Origin of the sequence: Bacillus vallismortis (assembly GCF_040784915.1) — a bacterium.
In the GTDB taxonomy this organism is placed as follows: Bacteria; Bacillota; Bacilli; order Bacillales; family Bacillaceae; genus Bacillus; species Bacillus subtilis_G.
The window spans coordinates 3,068,675-3,086,173 of sequence record NZ_CP160797.1; the positions used below are offsets into that span (position 1 = coordinate 3,068,675).

General features: G+C 45.5%; 17 protein-coding genes. 5 read left to right on the forward strand and 12 right to left on the reverse strand.

What is annotated here, in order from left to right; translation table 11 throughout:
* Positions 1 to 23: 23 nt before the first annotated feature.
* From ABZM97_RS15125 to ABZM97_RS15175, 11 genes are all read right to left on the reverse strand, one after another.
* Positions 24 to 1,520, reverse strand: a complete 1,497-nt coding sequence (locus tag ABZM97_RS15125) for an extracellular solute-binding protein (RefSeq protein ID WP_367386927.1) — start codon at positions 1,518 to 1,520, stop codon at positions 24 to 26.
* A gap of 23 nt (positions 1,521 to 1,543) precedes the next feature.
* Positions 1,544 to 2,404 carry a carbohydrate ABC transporter permease gene (locus tag ABZM97_RS15130; protein WP_087992940.1) on the reverse strand — a complete coding sequence of 287 codons (861 nt, stop codon included), beginning with the start codon at positions 2,402 to 2,404 and terminating at the stop codon, positions 1,544 to 1,546.
* Between the two features lie 208 nt (positions 2,405 to 2,612).
* Positions 2,613 to 3,374 (reverse strand): NAD(P)-dependent oxidoreductase, encoded by a 762-nt coding sequence (locus tag ABZM97_RS15135; protein ID WP_087992863.1) that lies wholly within the window; start codon positions 3,372 to 3,374, stop codon positions 2,613 to 2,615.
* Positions 3,375 to 3,449: 75 nt separating this feature from the next.
* On the reverse strand, positions 3,450 to 4,637 hold the full coding sequence (locus tag ABZM97_RS15140; protein ID WP_202326875.1) for a cytochrome P450: 1,188 nt from the start codon (positions 4,635 to 4,637) through the stop codon (positions 3,450 to 3,452).
* 67 nt (positions 4,638 to 4,704) lie between these two features.
* Positions 4,705 to 5,712 (reverse strand): biotin synthase BioB, encoded by a 1,008-nt coding sequence (gene bioB, locus ABZM97_RS15145; RefSeq protein WP_087992865.1) that lies wholly within the window; start codon positions 5,710 to 5,712, stop codon positions 4,705 to 4,707.
* Positions 5,713 to 5,714: 2 nt separating this feature from the next.
* Positions 5,715 to 6,410 (reverse strand): dethiobiotin synthase, encoded by a 696-nt coding sequence (gene bioD / locus ABZM97_RS15150; RefSeq protein WP_202326873.1) that lies wholly within the window; start codon positions 6,408 to 6,410, stop codon positions 5,715 to 5,717.
* Positions 6,407 to 7,576, reverse strand: a complete 1,170-nt coding sequence (gene bioF, locus ABZM97_RS15155) for an 8-amino-7-oxononanoate synthase (protein WP_202326872.1) — start codon at positions 7,574 to 7,576, stop codon at positions 6,407 to 6,409. Before bioF ends, bioD begins: the two co-directional genes overlap by 4 nt.
* Positions 7,566 to 8,912 (reverse strand): adenosylmethionine--8-amino-7-oxononanoate transaminase, encoded by a 1,347-nt coding sequence (bioA, locus tag ABZM97_RS15160; protein WP_087992868.1) that lies wholly within the window; start codon positions 8,910 to 8,912, stop codon positions 7,566 to 7,568. The genes bioF and bioA overlap by 11 nt, the downstream gene beginning before the upstream one ends.
* Positions 8,902 to 9,663, reverse strand: coding sequence for a 6-carboxyhexanoate--CoA ligase (gene bioW / locus ABZM97_RS15165; protein ID WP_253268489.1), 762 nt, complete (start codon positions 9,661 to 9,663; stop codon positions 8,902 to 8,904). The genes bioA and bioW overlap by 11 nt, the downstream gene beginning before the upstream one ends.
* Before the next feature lie 199 nt (positions 9,664 to 9,862).
* A complete protein-coding gene (locus ABZM97_RS15170; protein ID WP_087992870.1) occupies positions 9,863 to 10,363 on the reverse strand; it encodes a hypothetical protein in 501 nt (166 codons plus the stop codon).
* Between the two features lie 54 nt (positions 10,364 to 10,417).
* A complete protein-coding gene (locus ABZM97_RS15175; RefSeq protein WP_087992871.1) occupies positions 10,418 to 11,317 on the reverse strand; it encodes a dienelactone hydrolase family protein in 900 nt (299 codons plus the stop codon).
* A gap of 217 nt (positions 11,318 to 11,534) precedes the next feature.
* Between ABZM97_RS15175 and ABZM97_RS15180 the strand changes: the two genes are divergently transcribed.
* The 5 genes from ABZM97_RS15180 to melA are packed head-to-tail and all read left to right on the forward strand — an operon-like array spanning position 11,535 to position 16,932.
* Positions 11,535 to 12,569, forward strand: a complete 1,035-nt coding sequence (locus ABZM97_RS15180) for a LacI family DNA-binding transcriptional regulator (protein ID WP_253268490.1) — start codon at positions 11,535 to 11,537, stop codon at positions 12,567 to 12,569.
* Between the two features lie 33 nt (positions 12,570 to 12,602).
* The gene (locus tag ABZM97_RS15185) at positions 12,603 to 13,883 is read left to right on the forward strand and encodes an ABC transporter substrate-binding protein (RefSeq protein ID WP_253268491.1); all 1,281 of its coding nucleotides are present in this window, start codon (positions 12,603 to 12,605) and stop codon (positions 13,881 to 13,883) included.
* Complete coding sequence (locus ABZM97_RS15190) at positions 13,876 to 14,787, forward strand: carbohydrate ABC transporter permease (RefSeq protein ID WP_202326870.1); 912 nt, start codon at positions 13,876 to 13,878, stop codon at positions 14,785 to 14,787. The genes ABZM97_RS15185 and ABZM97_RS15190 overlap by 8 nt, the downstream gene beginning before the upstream one ends.
* Positions 14,784 to 15,614, forward strand: a complete 831-nt coding sequence (locus tag ABZM97_RS15195; protein ID WP_087992875.1) for a carbohydrate ABC transporter permease — start codon at positions 14,784 to 14,786, stop codon at positions 15,612 to 15,614. The genes ABZM97_RS15190 and ABZM97_RS15195 overlap by 4 nt, the downstream gene beginning before the upstream one ends.
* A gap of 19 nt (positions 15,615 to 15,633) precedes the next feature.
* Positions 15,634 to 16,932 carry an alpha-galactosidase MelA gene (gene melA, locus ABZM97_RS15200; protein ID WP_202326868.1) on the forward strand — a complete coding sequence of 433 codons (1,299 nt, stop codon included), beginning with the start codon at positions 15,634 to 15,636 and terminating at the stop codon, positions 16,930 to 16,932.
* A gap of 22 nt (positions 16,933 to 16,954) precedes the next feature.
* Here melA and ABZM97_RS15205 read toward each other — a convergent pair whose 3' ends face one another.
* Positions 16,955 to 17,266 (reverse strand): rhodanese-like domain-containing protein, encoded by a 312-nt coding sequence (locus ABZM97_RS15205; protein ID WP_087992877.1) that lies wholly within the window; start codon positions 17,264 to 17,266, stop codon positions 16,955 to 16,957.
* Between the last annotated feature and the right edge of the window lie 233 nt (positions 17,267 to 17,499).

Below are 17,499 nucleotides of genomic sequence, written 5' to 3' on the forward strand. Positions count from 1 at the left end.
ACCGTGTTTTGGGTTTTCACATGTTATTTTGCCTGTTTAAACGCTTCTTCGTATTCCTGAATAATCTGCTTCCCGCCGCTTGATTCCCATTTTTCCACTTCTTTATCAAACTGGCTTTCTGTGATATCTCCTATTATATATTTATAGGTCGCGTCATCAATAATTTTCTTCAGTTCATCTCCCCGTTCCGACTCCGCGGCGGAATACAAGCTTTCAGCAGGGTTTGAGACGATGATCTTTTCATTATCTTTTGTCAGCTCCTCGTACGCCGTCCGAAGCGGATCCCCAGTGTTTTTTAAGTAGGCTTTATCAATAGCGATTAAGGCGGACAGCGGCTGAATATCAGTCTGCCAGTCTTTCACTTGGCTTTCCTTGCGTGTGAACGTTTTGCCCTCTCCTTTGTTGTAATGAACGCCGTCAATACCGTAAGTCATCAGGCTATAGACGTCTTCTTCAGCGGCTCGGTCGAAAAACGCCAAAATCCTTTTAAGCTCCGCTTCTGTTTTCACACTCGTTTTCGGGAAAGCAAACACGCCGTTATGGCCCCCTGACGCCCACACCCGCTCTTTCCCATCCGGGCCTTTTATGCGGTTGATGATCTCAAGGTCCATAGACTTATCAGAGGCATGGTCGCGAAGATTGACCGCATCTACCATATTGCCAATGTAGATGCCGGCTTTTCCTTGAGAAAACAGCTCCTGCTGCTGGGTTTTGCTTGTGACGGGAAAATCCTTATTCATATAGCCGTTATCACGCAGTTTTTTCATGTAGTTCATTGTGTCTTTGTATTCCTGCGTCATGAAATCAGGCGTGAACTTGCCGCCTGATTCCTTCCAGTCTGTCGGCATGCCTTCATACGAGCCAAGTGTTTTAAACGCGCCGTAAATGAAGTCATTGCGGTCTGTCAGTCCGAATGTATCGTCTTTCCCATCCTTATCCGGATCATCCTCCGTAAACGCTTTGGCCACTTCATAAAGCTCATCAAGCGTTCCCGGCGTTTTCAAATTCAAATTGTCCAGCCAGTCCTTCCGAATGACGATCCCTTGTCTGGAGAGCGGACGTTCTCTGTATACCCCGTAGAGCTTGCCGTCGATCGTCACGTTTTTATTAATAAGTTTATTCATTTTGCTTAAGTTGGGGTAATCTTTGATATAATCGCTAATTTCCCAAAACATTCCTGATCTGAAGGCATTCATGACTGACGAATTTTTAATATCCTGGATGGTCACGATTTGCGGAAGATTGCCGGCTGCAAGCGCCGCATTCAGCCTGTCTTCTTTCACTGCGTCAGGAACCCAAGTGATGTCCAGTTCTGTATTTGTCAGCTTTTCAATTTCTTTAATCGCCCTGTCTTTCGGCGGCTGCTGGTGATACAAAATCGCCATCCAAGACAGCTTTACCTTTGAATCCGAGTCAGCTTTACCCTCAGCCGAAGACTGATCAGCCCCTTTACAGCCCGCCATCACTCCGCCGAGTGCAAATACAAGCACAATCAAAAGCACCCTCCATTTGTTTCCCATCGTACCCCTCCGTTTCATATTCTTTATCCTTTGACAGATCCCAGCAAAGCTCCTTTTGCAAAATGCTTTTGTATAAAAGGATAGACAAGCAGAACCGGGATGGTCGCCACCACTATGACCGCCATTTTGATAGTTTGCTCGGGCGGCGGGCTGCCCGACCCCATTTCTGACATATCCCCCTGCATCCCGCTTGATACAATTACGATTTGGCGCAGAAGCACCTGAATCGGCCATTTTGTTGAATCATTTAAGTACAAAATCGCTGTCATATACGTGTTCCAATACGTGACCGCATAAAATAGTGATATCGTTGCGATCGCAGGAAGAGACAGCGGCAGCACAAGTTTAAAGAAAATGCCCAGGTCATTGCACCCGTCAATTTTCGCGGACTCTTCCAGGCTTGACGGGATATTTTGAAAGAAGTTTTTCAGAATGATCAGGTTAAAGGCATTAATGGCTGTCGGCAAAATGAGCGCCCAGTAAGAATCGAGCAATCCTAGCGATTTGACCACAAGGAAAGTCGGAATCATGCCGCCGCTGAAGAGCATCGTAAATACGACGAGAAACATGAGCGGCTGCCGGCCGATTAACTCGCGGCGGGATAACCCGTAAGCCATCAGGGAAGAAAGAAACATGCTGGCCGCAGTGCCTATCACTGTCACAAACACAGAAACAAGCAAACTCTTATAAATAATATCTGTTGAAAAAATGTAACGATAAGCATCTAGCGAAAAAGTAGACGGTATTAAAATGAATTTTTTCGACACAACTTCTTCTACTGTGGCGAAGGATGCCGCGATGACATGAATAAACGGAAGTACGCATATTAAAGCGAACATCAGCAAAAACCCGTAAATCAAAATATCAAACAGGCGACTTTTCAGTGAATGTGCGATAGCTCCCACCTCTCTTTTGTAAGCGTTACCATTCTTTTTCAAACGAGCTGCAGCACGTGACGATATCGTGTCTAAAATGTAGCAAATCTGTCATTGCCATGTCTATAATCATTTGAACAGAGTCCCCGGTCTGGCGGGGACTCTCGTGAAGGAAAAGCCGATGATAAAAGAAAAAGAGCATAATCTTAGAAAATGATTATGCTCCGTTCTCTTCCTCTTCCAGAAGTTCGGATGTATTGATTTGGGGCGAAAAACCGAGTTCGTTAACAGCGGATGCAATAGACCACGGCCGGCCTTGGTTGTCAGAGACGGCGTAATACGTGCCGTACCGGATATTGGTTTCAATGGCGGCTTTGAAAATCGACAGCAGATCAGGATGAGAAAGCAGTGTCTTTTTCGTCCGTTCTTTTTCATGCAGCGTATCCATTTCATCTGTGACGACTGTTCCGATTCGAAGGTTGATTACTGAAAGCTTATTTTCCAAATAAAATAAATGGCCGATCTGTTCAGAGGTCAGCTTTAATACACCGTACAAGTTTTTTGACAGCGGATAATCGCTTGTTGTGATCTCACGTCCTAAGAGCGAACGCCCGTCTTTTTCATACACATCTGTCACATGATTGCTGCTGGCGAACACGAGCTTTTGAATGCCGAGCTCCGCTGCGGCGCGGCACAAGTAATAGCTTGCCCTATAGAAAACATCCGTCATTTTCTCAAATTCATTGATGTCCATGACATCGTATTTGATTTTAACAGCCAATAAATTCAAGATCACATCTGTATCTTTCGGAATTTTCTTCAACAGCTCCCCATAATTTGCCGCGTCAGCCTGAATGGAAGAAGCTTTGCCATCGAAATGATCTTTATCAAGCACTGTCACTTCATAATCTGCTGTAAGCCCTTCAGCCAGCAGTCTCCCAATCACACCATTTCCGCCGGCGATCAGCACTTTTTTCACTGTGTTCACTCCCCTTTTTTATAGATTGCCCATTTTCGGCGGGGCTGACACTTTTTTTGGCACTCACAGGCTGGTTTAGTCAAAAGTCACTGGCAGCTCTTCAAGCGCCCGAAAGCCAAAAAGCGGCCGGTATCGGCATTCAGAAACAGCGAGCTTAAGACCGGTCATTCGCTGCATCAGGGTATGAATCGCAATTTGTGCTTCTAATCGTGCCAGCGAGGATCCTATGCAAACATGATGGCCATGTCCGAATGAGAGGTGCGGATTAGGGCTTCTGGTTATATCGAAGACATCTGCCTGCGTGAATATGTTTGGATCTCGATTGGCAGCCCCTAATAGAAGATAGATTTGTTCCCCTTGACGGATCGTCACCCCGCTGATGTCAATATCTTCTGAGGCAACTCTGGCTGTCATTTGCGTGGGGCTCTCATAGCGTAAACATTCCTCAATTGCGGTACCGATCAGATCAGGGTTTTCTTTTAGCTTCAAAAGCTGTTCTGGATGCCGCAGCAGACTAAGGATTGAATTGCTGATAAGATTGACCGTTGTCTCATGTCCGGCAATCGCCAGGAGTATGCACGTAGATGCCGCTTCCTCTTCCGTCAGCTTATTCTTTTCTGTCCCATTCAAAAGCATGCTGATCATATCCTGTTTAGGATGGCGTTTCCGCTTTTGAATCAGCTCTCTAAAATATGCCATAGCCTGTACAGCGATATGATTGCCCTCTGTTAAAGCCTTTCTTGACCGGGTAAAATCAATTGTTTGAACGAGACTTGAAGCCCATTCTTTTAATTGCTCCCTATCTTCGGCCGGTACACCTATCATGTTAGCAATGACGTAGCTTGCCAAAGGAAAAGCAAAGTCCGAAATGACCTCCATCTTTTTTTTACCTTGCACTTGATCAAGCAAGTAGTGGACAGTTTCATCGATATACGGACGATAGCACGCTGACATTCTCGGGGTAAACGCTCCGCTGGCCATCGTCCGCAATCGCCTATGATCAGGCTGATTCTGAAACAGCATCATTTGATTTTGTACATGTTTAAGATCTTGATATTTGATTGACGTTTCCGGCAGCGGAGCACGAACTTTGAATCTCGCATCTTTTAAAATAGCTGCCGTTTCTTCATATCCTGTGACATACCAGCCCGGATATTTCAAGAAACTCCCTTTATATATAGGATGGACAGCGCGCATTGTTTCGTAAAAAGGATATGGATTTTTCAAAAACTCAGATGATGCAGCTGAAAATGCAATTGTCATTTGATCTTCTCCTTTCTGTCAAAAATAAAAGCAATCGACATCACACCGATCGCTTTTATTGATTCTTTCAGCTTTTCGCGCTTAAACTGGCCTTCATTTCTTCGACTGATTCGACTTCAAAGCCTAAATCACTCAGCATTTTATGGTCCTCCGTCTCCTCCTGTCCGGCAGTTGTTAAGTAATCTCCGACAAAAATGGAGTTAGCGGCGTAAAGACCCAATGGCTGCAATGAGCGTAGATTGACCTCTCTTCCTCCGGAAATGCGGATTTCTTTTGACGGGTTGATAAAACGGAACAGCGCCAGCACTTTTAAACAATACAGCGGATTTAATTCGTTAACGCCTTCTAATGGCGTGCCGTCAATCGCATGTAAAAAATTCACCGGAATGGAATCCGCGTCAAGGACCTTCAAGCTTTTTGCAATGTCGATGACGTCCTGTTTCGTCTCCTTCATTCCGATAATGGCGCCTGAACACGGAGACAGCCCTGATTCTTTTGCCACTTCAACCGTATTGACCCTGTCATCGTATGTATGTGAAGTCGTGATGTTGGAATGGTTTCTCTGTGATGTATTCAAATTATGGTTATAGCGGTCTACTCCGGCTTCTTTCAGCCGCTTCGCCTGCTCCGGCTTTAACAGCCCGAGGCACGCACAAACCTTCAGTCCATACGTCTCTTTAATTTCCTGCACCGCGTCTACGACCTGATCCACTTCTCTGTTGGACGGCCCCCTGCCGCTTGCCACGATACAATATGTGCCGATATTCAGATCATGCGCCCGCTTTGCGCCTTCGAGAAGCGTATCCTTATTCACCATCCGGTAAGCCTGAATCGGCGCTTTCGAAATCGAAGACTGTGAACAATAGCCGCAGTTTTCCGGACAGAGTCCCGATTTGGCATTCATAATCATATTGAGCTTTACTTTTTTGCCGTAAAAGTGTTTTCTGATTTGAAAAGCTCCATGCATCAAAAGCAAGATGTCTTCATCTGGACAGTTTAATATCGAAAGCGCTTCTTCGTTGGTCACTTCTGTTCCAGCCAGCACCCGGTCTGCGAGTTCCATCCATTGATTCATTCTCATACCCCCATTTGATTCATCAGTAATGATAGATTGATATGGTCTTTTACCATATGTAGAACGGTTTCTTTCGTCACATTGGCAAGCTGTGGCGTAACTCCTAAAATCGGCACACCGCATAAGCGCTCAATCATTTCAGGATTGGTTTTTTCATCATCAGCAGGAGAAGCACTGATTCCATTGATGACAATTCCGGCGATTGGCAGACCCATGCTTTTTGCATATTGGACAGTTAAAAAGGTATGATTAACCGTCCCAAGATGAGGACGTGCCACAATGATCATGGGAAGCTGCAGCGCTTTTATGACATGGCTGACTAAAAAATCCTCTCCCAACGGCACAGAAATACCACCCGCACCTTCTACGATGAAGCATTCATGTTTTTCTCTTATCCGCTCCCAATGGCTTAAGACCTCTTCCATGGTGACAGCCTTTCCCTCCAGCTTCCCTGCAACGTATGGTGCAAGCGGCGCTTTGAAGGCAAAAGGTGTAATGTCTTCCTGAGAAAGACTCGTCTGCGACATGGACTTCAGCAGACTTGTATCGCTATCCGGATGATGGCGAGATATGCCGCTTAAAAATGGTTTAAACACCCCGACATCTCTGTTATGTTCTCGTAATAAAGCGGCAAGACCGCTAGATATAACCGTTTTCCCCACTTCTGTATCTGTTCCTGTCACAAAAAAACCCCTCAAATGATGTGCATCTCCTTTCCAATTGAATGAAATGATGTCAGCAAATGATCAATATCACTCATTCTGTGGTCAGCGGTGATTGTTAATCTGATCCGGCTTTCACCTGGCGCAACGGTCGGCGGCCGAATGGCCGGGGCATAAATTCCCTTGTCCTGCAGCTTTTCAGCAAATGTGACCGTTTTTCGGGCATCGCCGATGACCACAGGAATAATCGGCGTGTGATCCCCTTTTACCAAATACCCCATGTCCTTCAGACTAGTTCTGATCATGTTGATATCAGAAAATAAAAGCTGCCGTTTTTCCCTGCTGTCTTCAATGATGTTGAAAGCTTCATAAGCAGCCGCACAGCTGGCTGGCGGAATGGCGGTTTGAAAGATAAATGTTCTGGCATGGTTGAGCAAGAAGTCGATGGCGACCGCTGAACCTGCGGCGAAACCTCCCTCTGCGCCAACCGCTTTGCTTAAGGTGCCGATCACAATATCAGGACAAACGCCAAAGTATTCACTCGTTCCCCCTCCCGAATCACCCAAAACACCTGTGGCGTGGGCATCATCAACGATCACGAAGGCATGATAGCGTTTCGCAAGCGAGATGATCTGATCAAGAGGGGCAATCGTGCCATCCATGCTGAAGACCCCGTCTGTTACGATAAAACGGTGCTGATAACGTTGTGTTTCGTTCAGCTTGTTTTCAAGATCATCCATATTAATATGCCGATAAACAACTGTATCAGCCTTAGACAGCCGGCAGCCATCAATAATACTCGCATGATTTAATTGATCACTTAAAATGACATCTTCCTTTTCCGGCAATGATGAAAGGACACCGGCATTGGCCAAATAACCGCTCGAAAACAGCAAAGCCGCTTCCGTCCGTTTAAAGCCGGCAATCTTTTTTTCAAGCTTTTCATGCCAAACCGAATTGCCTGTCGTTAAACGTGATCCGCTGCTTCCCGCCCCATATTGCTGCAGTGCTTCTTGGGCCGCAGAGATCAAGCGGCTATGGCTTGCGAGTCCTAAATAATTGTTTGAGGACCAGACCGTTTGATTCTTGCCGTTCATTTTCCTCTCTGGAAACGGAGCCCCATTCATTGCCCGCAAATTACGGTATACGCCGGCTGCCTTCACTCTGTCTAACCGCTCGTTTAACCAGGCGTCAAGCTTCAAGGCTTGTAACCTCTTCGATCGCTTGTTTCATAATGTCAATCATTTCAGCGAGCTCTTCAGTTGTGCTGGCGAGAGGAGGCAGAAATGCAATCACGTCCCCAAGCGGCCTTGTCAGCATGCCAAGCTCTCGCATTTTTAAGGAAACTTTGTATCCGACCCGCCGATCAGCAGGATAAGGCTTTTTGCTTTCCTTTGATTGAACAAGCTCGGCGCCGCACATAAAGCCCAGCTGCCGAATATCCCCCACATGAGGAAGAGCGTACAGATCTTGAAGAAGGAAATGGAGTTTTTCACTTTTTTGCGCTACTTGTTCAACAATGTTTTCAGATTCAAATAATGCCAGATTTTCAAGCGCTACCGCACAGCCAAGCTGATTTCCCGTATAGGAATGGCCATGGAAAAAAGTTTTTTGGTTTTCATAATCATCATAGAATGCCTTATAGATGTCTTCAGTGGCAAACGTAACGGCGATTGGCAAATAGCCTCCCGTAATGCCTTTTCCGGCAGCCATCAGATCAGGCTGGACATGCTCGTGCTCACACGCAAACATTTTTCCGGTACGGCCAAAACCTGTAGCGACTTCATCAACGATCATTAACACATCGTATGTTGTACATAGCTCGCGCACACCCGCCAAATATCCTTCCGGCATCACAATCATACCGGACGCTCCTTGAACCATTGATTCAATGGAAAGCGCGGCAATTTCCCCGTGATGTTCCTCGAGCAGCTGTTCAAGCTCTCGCAGGCATTCATCACGGCACTCGTCAGGATCGCCGCTTTCAGAGCGGTACACATAAGGAATCGGAGCTTTGTAGCTATCAAACATTAACGGGCCGTATACGTGGTGGAACAGCTCAATTGAACCGACACTGACGGCGCCAATCGTATCACCGTGATAGCCATTTTTCATGGCAATAAATGTTTGTTTCTCAGGCCTTCCGATGTTCTTCCAATATTGAAACGCCATTTTCAAGGCGATTTCCATCGCTTCTGCACCGCTGTCTGAATAAAAGACCCGCGTAAGGTTTTTCGGGCTGATGTTGATTAATGTTTCGGCAAGCTGGGTTGCAGGAACATTAGTCATGCCCAATAACGTGGAGTGCGCGATTTTTCCGAGCTGTTTTTTTATGGCGTCATCTAATTCCTTTTTGCGGTGCCCATGGACATTAAGCCAAACAGAAGAAAAACCGTCATAGTATTCCTTGCCGTTTATGTCTTTGACTTTGATTCCATTGCCGCTTTCGATGATTAATGGGTTTTCATCATAATCTTTCATTTGGGTAAATGGCAGCCAGAGGTGCTTTTTACTGTTTTCTATCAAATCATGAGTCATGGTCTTCCTCCCACTCTATCAAAATAGGCTGTTTCTCCAGTTCATGTATGTACGTGTTGACATCTTCAGAGCCATCAATAAAAAAGATGCGGCAGCCCTCTTCAATCCCGTATTCTTTCATTGCTGTAATACGCTGATAGCCCATTTTTTTACCCGCAACGTAGCCTGTTATGTAATCAGGGTCATCTGACCAGCATAATTCCGCAATGGTTATCGGGTGCCGGCTAACCTTTGAAGCAAGTGCAAGAGCTTCTTTTATTCTTGGATGTGCCGGCACGTGAAAGCGAATCGCCCATTTTTCAAAATTGGCGTCCGTCCAATCTATTCTGGACACCCGCGTTTGATCAACCCGCTTCCCTGAGTGAATATCAAACACAACCGCTCCTCTGACACCCGACCATTCAGGGATTTGTTCATATGCTTTTTCAATCATTTCCCGTGAAACGCCTTCTCTTTCCAGTAACAATCGGGCAAGCACTTGTCCCTCTTCCGGGGAGCTCACTTCGTGTGTATGAACTGGCAATGGCTGAATAGTTTTAATCGGTTCATGAACCTCTTCGAATTGTATTTGCATAAAATCCGGTTTTCCTCTTGAATGGGATAATCCTTTTTCTAATAAGGCATTGACTGTGCGCTTCATCTCATGAAATGGAATAAGCCGTTCTCCGCCGGATATATGCTTTCCGCCATCCTCATGAGATCCATTCATAGAAGCCCTCATTCTGACACTATAAAATGTTTCTTCTTGCATCCCATCTCGCCCTTTCACTGCTAACTGAAGAACGTATATCCTATCCTATTCTAATTGTTAACCTATTATAAATAAAAGTTAACAATTAGAATATTATTATTCACATATGATTCTGTCAATATAAGAAATCTTCATTTTGGTTTGAGACTGATTGTTGAAACGAGCAAAAAGACCGTTTTACAGTAAAACGGTCCTAGCCTTAAATGTCTATTCCTCTTCGTTTTTTTCGATTTCGATACTTAATGAACAAGCCGATCCCATTTACCATCACCAGCCCAAAAATCGTATTGCCTAACGGCGCCCAGCCATTCTCGCCTGTGAAAAATAAGGAGAGGGCCACCTTCCCAGCGAGTGTCACATTCAATAGGATTAAACCAAATACAAGCGACCGCTTCCAGAAAGCAGCCAAAATAAAACCGAGAAAAACCATCATGAAAGAAATTGTTAAAACAGCCGAGACCGGACTGCTTAAAAGCATTTGCTCGAATTCGAGCACTTTTTGCATTTGCAAGTGAATCTTCTTAGGTTCTGGAAACCAGACCATACTGCTCATCATCAATACAAAAGTGATGATGATGCCTTTCCAGCTGCGCTTATACGCAGCATAAACCAGTACTAGTAAAAAGAGGGGGCGAATATACCAGCTTAATGGATTAAGATGCCGCCGGAAAGCCCAATCCAAAATATCTTGTACTTCCATTGGTTCCACATCCCTCGCTCAAGTCTGCGTCTTTCTGCCAGTTTCCCGTAACCGTCACAGCCGCTTTTGCAAAAACCGGACAGCTTCATGCCTCATGACGGCCGTTTCGAAATGCCCTGAAGCGGAACGGGCCACCCGATAACAATCAGTAGCTCCCTGTTCAGCATATACAGCTGACAATTCTTTTTCGATTTTGTTCACACCCTCAGCCGGCGTTAACCGGTCGTGTGCACCCACAAGGCTAAGGTGCGGGCGCGGCGCGATCAGGCTTTGGATTTCAGATGCGGAAAAATATTTTGCAAGCGACGGGACATAATAATAAAAGCCGTGCCGGTCAAGATTTTGTGTTTTCATCAGCACATGATGATCTACCTGGCTGCACAAATCCACACACACCTTGATCCGGTCATCAAGCGCCGTAGTCCACCACGCCATCAATCCTCCCATAGACATGCCGATGGTTCCGATTCTGTCAGCCTGAACATCAGGGCGAGACTGCATATAATCTAGCGCTCTTAAACTGTCATAAATCATCATGCCCCACATCACTCTTCCGGTAAGAAGCATTTCTTTAAAAATCTCGCTTTCCGCTTTTCCCCGCCGATCCCCAAACCCCCAATGATCAATCGCAAGCACGCTATACCCGAGAGAAGTCAGCTCACTGGAAAAAGAAGGCGCTTTCAAGTAGTCTGCTCCTTCAATCAGTTCACTTTTTCCCTTGTCATACCGCCCCCCATGCGAATGCTGAAACAATACGGACGGACACGGTCCATCTGCGGACTCCGGCTTCACAAAATAAGCAGGCACCTTTTCATGTCCGTTTAAGTCGAGCAGGAGCGTTTCAATGATATTTCCTTCTCTTTCTTCAATACGCAAGGTCTCCGCCCTAATTTGCCTCCGATCAGGCAAATCTCCAAGCAATCGAAACAGCTGCTTTCTTCTTTCCTCTCTCATTCCATCATCCTTCCTTATTCGCTTACTTCACATTTACGAGACAGAACTGGTTTCCCCTTTATTTTTTCAAACTAAATCGCATTATTTACTAAATGTTTAGTAAATATAACGAAATATTCCGAAAATAATTATTGTAACCGCTTACTTTCACATGATAATATCAATTTATCAAAAACAGACGAGTTCATATTTTACTAAATAGATGAGAGGGATTACCATGGTTCGGATTAAAGATATCGCCTTAAAAGCTAATGTTTCCAGTGCGACTGTTTCCAGGATTTTAAATGAAGATGAGTCGCTTTCTGTTGCGGGCGAAACGAGACAAAGAGTCATCAATATCGCTGAAGAGCTCGGCTATCAAACGGTTGCTAAACGCCGGAAAGCCCGCGGGCAAAAACAGCGGACCCAACCGCTGATCGGCGTACTGAGCTGTCTGTCCCCTGATCAGGAACGGCAGGACCCTTATTTTTCTTCGATTCGCAAAGGCATTGAAAAAGAATGCTTTGAACAGGAAATTTTCATTACAAATTCGATTCATCTCGGTTCCTTTCAGGAGCATATCTTTCGGGAACTGGATGGTGTCATTGTCATCGGCCGTGTTCATGATGAAGCAGTTAAGCATATCAGCGGAAGGCTGGAGCATGCCGTATTTATCAATCATTCTCCTGATCCGCAAACATACGATTCGATTGGCATTGATTTTGAATCGGCTTCACGCCAAGCGATTGATCACCTTTTCGGCCTTGGTTACAAACGGCTAGGTTACATTGGCGGACAGGAAAAAGAGCATACGCTGAAGGACGGCCAAAGCATCCGCAGAACAATTGAAGACAAACGGCTGACCGCCTTTTTGGAGTCCGCCGTTCCCCAGCCTGAGCATGTGCTGGTCGGAGAATACAGCATGCGTGAGGGTTATCGCCTGATGAAGAAAGCAATCGCTCAAGGCAATCTGCCGGAAGCATTCTTTATCGCCAGCGATTCCATGGCGATCGGCGCATTAAAAGCGCTCCAGGAAGCCGGACTGCAAGTGCCGCGGGATACAGCGATCGTCAGCTTTAACGGCATTGAAGAAGCTGAATTTGCCAGCACGCCATTAACAACGGTGAAGGTGTACACAGAGGAAATGGGCCGTACAGGCGTAAAACTGCTGCTTGACCGCCTCAATGGCCGAACGCTTCCTCACCATGTCACCATGCCCACAACATTAATCGTGAGACAAAGCTGCGGCTGTCCAACTAAGGAGGTGACATAAGAAAACAATCATCACGATGATAAGGAGGAAAAGATGAAACACACTTTTGTTTTATTTCTCTCTCTTATTCTAGTTATTCTGCCCGGCTGCTCAGCAGAGAAAAGCTCAGCAGATACCGAAAAAAAGACGTTAACCATTTATTCTACAATGTCAACGGACAGTGAAAGAGCTACGTTCAGAAAACTGGCGGCAGCGTTTGAAAAGGAACACAGTGACATTCGTGTCAGCCTTCATTTCCCAGGCAATGACTATGAAAATATGATGCGTGTCAGAATGGCAGCCAATGACTTGCCTGATCTTTTCGATACACATGGCTGGGGGAAAATCAGGTACGGAGAATATACAGCGGATCTCCGGGATATGGAATGGACTCAAGGTCTCGATCCCAATTTAAACAGCATCCTTAAAAATAAAAGCGGAAAGGTCTATGCCTATCCGATCAATCAGGCAAAAGACGGTCTGGCATATAACCGCAATATGTTAGAGCGTTACAGCATTGCCCCGCCGGAAACGATGGATGACTTTTTGAAAGCACTGAGAACGATTAAAGAAAAGAGCAAAGGAAGCATCGTTCCCTTCTGGTTTGCCGGATATGACAAAAGCTCATTTGCCCAATATTACGATCAATTCGCTACGCCTCTTCTCATCACAGATCCTGCCCATAATGAAAAAAAACAGCTCATCAACGGCACCTTTAATTGGAGCAAATTCACTTATTTATCAGACATCCTTAAACAAATGCAGAAAGAAAAACTGATTAATATTGACGCTGTAACCGCAAAAAAATCACAACTCATTGAATTAATGGCTCAAAACAAAATCGCCTTTACAATGCAAGGCGGCACACTCGGCCAAGACGTTGCCCAGATCAATCCGAACGTCAAGGTTGGCATTATCCCGACACCTGCCATACATGCCGGAGATGATCCGATATGGATCGGCGGTGAACGCTACACGCTTGCAGCTTGGAAAGACTCGCCTCATGTAAAAGAAGCGAAAGAATTCATCGCATTTATGGCCCGTCCCGCCAATGCCAAACAAATGGCTGAAGCCACATCGCTTCCATCAGGGCTGACCAATGTAAAAGCTGATATTTTCTACGCAAATGACTATGAGCATTATCAAGATGTCAAAGTCGAGCCTTACTTCGACCGTTTATACCTGCCAAACGGAATGTGGGACGTTCTGGGCACGGCCGGGCAGGAACTTGCTGCTGACATTTTGACGCCTCAAGAGATTTCAAAGAAGCTGGGAAGAGAATACAAACGACTACGGGAGCAATCGGAAACACAGGGAGCTGAAAACAATGAGTGATATCGCAAGAGACGTTCATGTGAAACAGGTTAAGCCGAAAAAGCAGTCCTCACTTTGGTGTATGTACATTCCTGCTTTGCTCTCCGTTCTAGTCTTTATGATTTATCCATTTGTGAAAGGCGCATTGATCACCTTTACAAACTGGAACGGCTTTTCACAAATCTACCAATGGGTGGGATTCGCGCAATATGAAAGGCTGTTTTCTGATCCCGATACTTGGCACATCTTAAAAAACACGCTGCTTTACGGGCTCGGCAGTACCTTTTTTCAAAATGTGGTCGGACTCCTGTACGCCCTGCTCTTGAATCAAAGCATCAAAATGAAAGCGATAACAAGAACAATTGTCTATTTGCCGGTCATGATCAGCCCGCTCATCATGGGCTATATTTGGTACTTTTTCTTCTCCTACGACGGAGGCGCGCTCAACGATTTGCTCGGTGTATTTGGCATCGGCCCGATCAATGCACTCGCCAGTCCGTCGCTCAATCCGTGGCTCATTGTCATGATAAACACGTATCAATATGTCGGGATTGCTATGGTTGTCTACTTAGCCGGCCTGCAAAGCATTCCGAAAGACTACTATGAAGCTGCGCAAATGGATGGCGCGAAACAAGGCCAGCAGTTTTTCACGATCACGCTGCCGCTGTTAATGCCCTCGATCACGATTAATATGGTCATCAACATTATCGGAGGCTTAAAGCTGTTTGATATCATTATCGCGCTCACCGCGGGCGGTCCCGGAAATGCGTCACAATCCATGTCTACGTTTATGTATGATTTGTATTTCAAACGGCAGGATGCCGGCTATGCCGCAACGCAAGGCATATTTATGGCATTTGTCATTTTGATCATCAGCTTTTGCGCGCTTGCGTACTTTAAAAGAAAGGAGACGGAAATGTCATGAAAGCCGCCCGTTCAAAAAAACTGCGGATCGTTACGCTTTTTGCCACTATTGTAGCCTGTGCGCATTTTATTCCATTTTACATCCTGCTGACCACTTCATTGAAAGCAAAAGGAGACTACAGTTCGAAATGGCAGTTTCCAGCCGACATCTCCTTTCACAATTTTTCAGAAGCATGGGAGCGTGCTTCATTAGGAAATTCATTTATAAACACCATCATCATCACAGGTTTTTCTGCCTTGTTATTGATCATATTCGGCTCTCTTGCCGCGTACCCTCTTGCCCGGCGGGAAACGAAGCTGAATAAAGCCGTTTTTGCCTTGCTGATTTCCATTATGATCATTCCTCCGTTAACATCCATGGTCCCCTTGTACAGAATGGTTGTGGACGCCGGCATGGTTAATACACACGCCATCGCCATTTTGATCAATACAGCGGCTTATATGCCGTTAACCGTATTCTTGTATTCAGGCTTTATCCGTTCGACCATTCCAAAAGAGCTTGAAGAAGCCGCACGAATAGACGGTGCAGGCATGCTGAAAATCTTTTTTACGATCGTGTTTCCTCTGCTGAAACCGATCACTGCGACCATCTGTATTATTTCTTGTGTCTTCATATGGAACGACTATCAATTTGCGATTTTCTTTTTACAAGATCAAAAGGTTCAGACATTAACAGTGGCCATGGCAGGGTTTTTCGGAGAAAACGCCAACAATCTGCATTTAGTTGCCGCAGCCGCGCTTATGGCAATGCTGCCGATGGTTATTCTGTTTTTGGCGCTGCAAAAATACTTTATTGCCGGCCTGTCATCCGGAGCGGTAAAGGGATAACATTAAAGGAGGAAGCCATATGAAAAAGATTACATTTATCGGTGCAGGTAGCACCATTTTCGCCAAAAATGTTTTGGGAGACTGCTTGTTAACAGAAGCGCTGAATGGATTTGAATTCGCCCTTTACGACATTGATCCGAAACGCCTGCAGGAATCCCAGCTGATGCTTGAAAATCTGAGAGACCGTTATAACCCGAGTGTGGCCATCAATAGCTATGATGATAGAAAACTCGCCTTACAGAACGCAAGCTATGTCATCAATGCCATTCAGGTTGGAGGATATAAACCGAGCACAGTCATAGATTTCGAGATTCCTAAACGGTACGGGTTGCGCCAGACGATTGCCGACACAGTCGGCATCGGCGGGATCTTCAGATCACTCAGAACCATCCCGGTCTTATTTGATATCGCAAAAGATATGGAGGACATGTGCCCGGATGCGTGGTTTTTAAATTATACAAATCCGATGGCCTCTCTTACAGGCACCATGCTTCGCTATACTAGTATCAAAACAATCGGGCTCTGCCACAGTGTCCAAGTGTGCACGAAGGATTTATTCAAATCTCTTGGAATGGAGCATGGCGGAATCGAGGAGCGCATCGCGGGCATCAACCATATGGCTTGGCTTTTGGAAGTCAAAAAAGACGGCGTAGATCTATATCCAGAAATCAAAAGGAGAGCAAAAGAAAAACAAAAAACAAAACATCATGATATGGTGCGGTTTGAATTGATGGATAAGTTCGGCTATTATGTCACGGAATCGTCCGAACACAACGCAGAATACCATCCATACTTTATTAAACGGAACTATCCCGAGCTGATCAGCGAGCTGCAAATCCCGCTCGATGAATATCCAAGAAGATGCGTCAAACAGATTCAAAATTGGGAGAAAATGCGGGATGAAATCGTCAATAATAAAAACCTTACGCACGAACGCTCAAAGGAATATGGTTCAAGAATTATAGAAGCAATGGAAACAAACGAGCCGTTCACCTTCGGGGGAAACGTCTTGAATACAGGGCTGATCACCAATCTTCCTTCAAAAGCGGTTGTGGAAGTGACATGCGTCGCCGACAGAAAAAAAATTACCCCGTGCTTCGCCGGAGAACTGCCTGAGCAGCTTGCGGCCTTAAACCGGACGAATATTAATACACAGCTGATGACAATTGAAGCCGCTGTCACATTGAAAAAAGAAGCGGTTTACCAAGCCGCAATGCTTGATCCGCATACAAGCGCGGAACTTTCCATGACTGACATCATCTCCATGTGTGACGATTTATTCACAGCACACGGCGATTGGCTGCCGGAATACAAATAAAAAACTAGGGGACCGCTCTCCCCTAGTTTTTTGGTTTTGTTTCGCCTTCCCAGGCCATCATGCCGCCTTCAACGTTGACGGTTTTAAAGCCCTGCTCATCCAAGTACCTGCAGACATTCATGCTGCGCATTCCTGAGCGGCAGATAAACACGTACTCTTTGTCTTTATCAAGGGTATCCATTTTTTCAGGAATATCCCCCATGCGAATATGAACGGCTTGCGGGATCATGCCTTCCGCCACCTCTTCATCTTCTCTGACATCAATCAAATATAACTCTTCCTCCGCCTCAATTTTTTCTTTTAAAGCGGCTGTGCTGATTTCTTTTATCTCCAAAGAAAACACTCCTATTCACAATGATCATGTTCAGTATAGCAAAGTCAGCCGGGCGATTGCTATTCAGAGACTGATGAAAAAAATCCCCTTTTGATAAAGGGGATTTCAGATTGTAGACAAAGTCCTAAAACGGTTTTTGTTTTAGGATTTTGTCATCTTGTCAGCGTGATTGAAAACCCTTGAAGTCTAGGAAGGACGAGCATTGGAGCAGACTTCCGCAGGATGCGGTGACA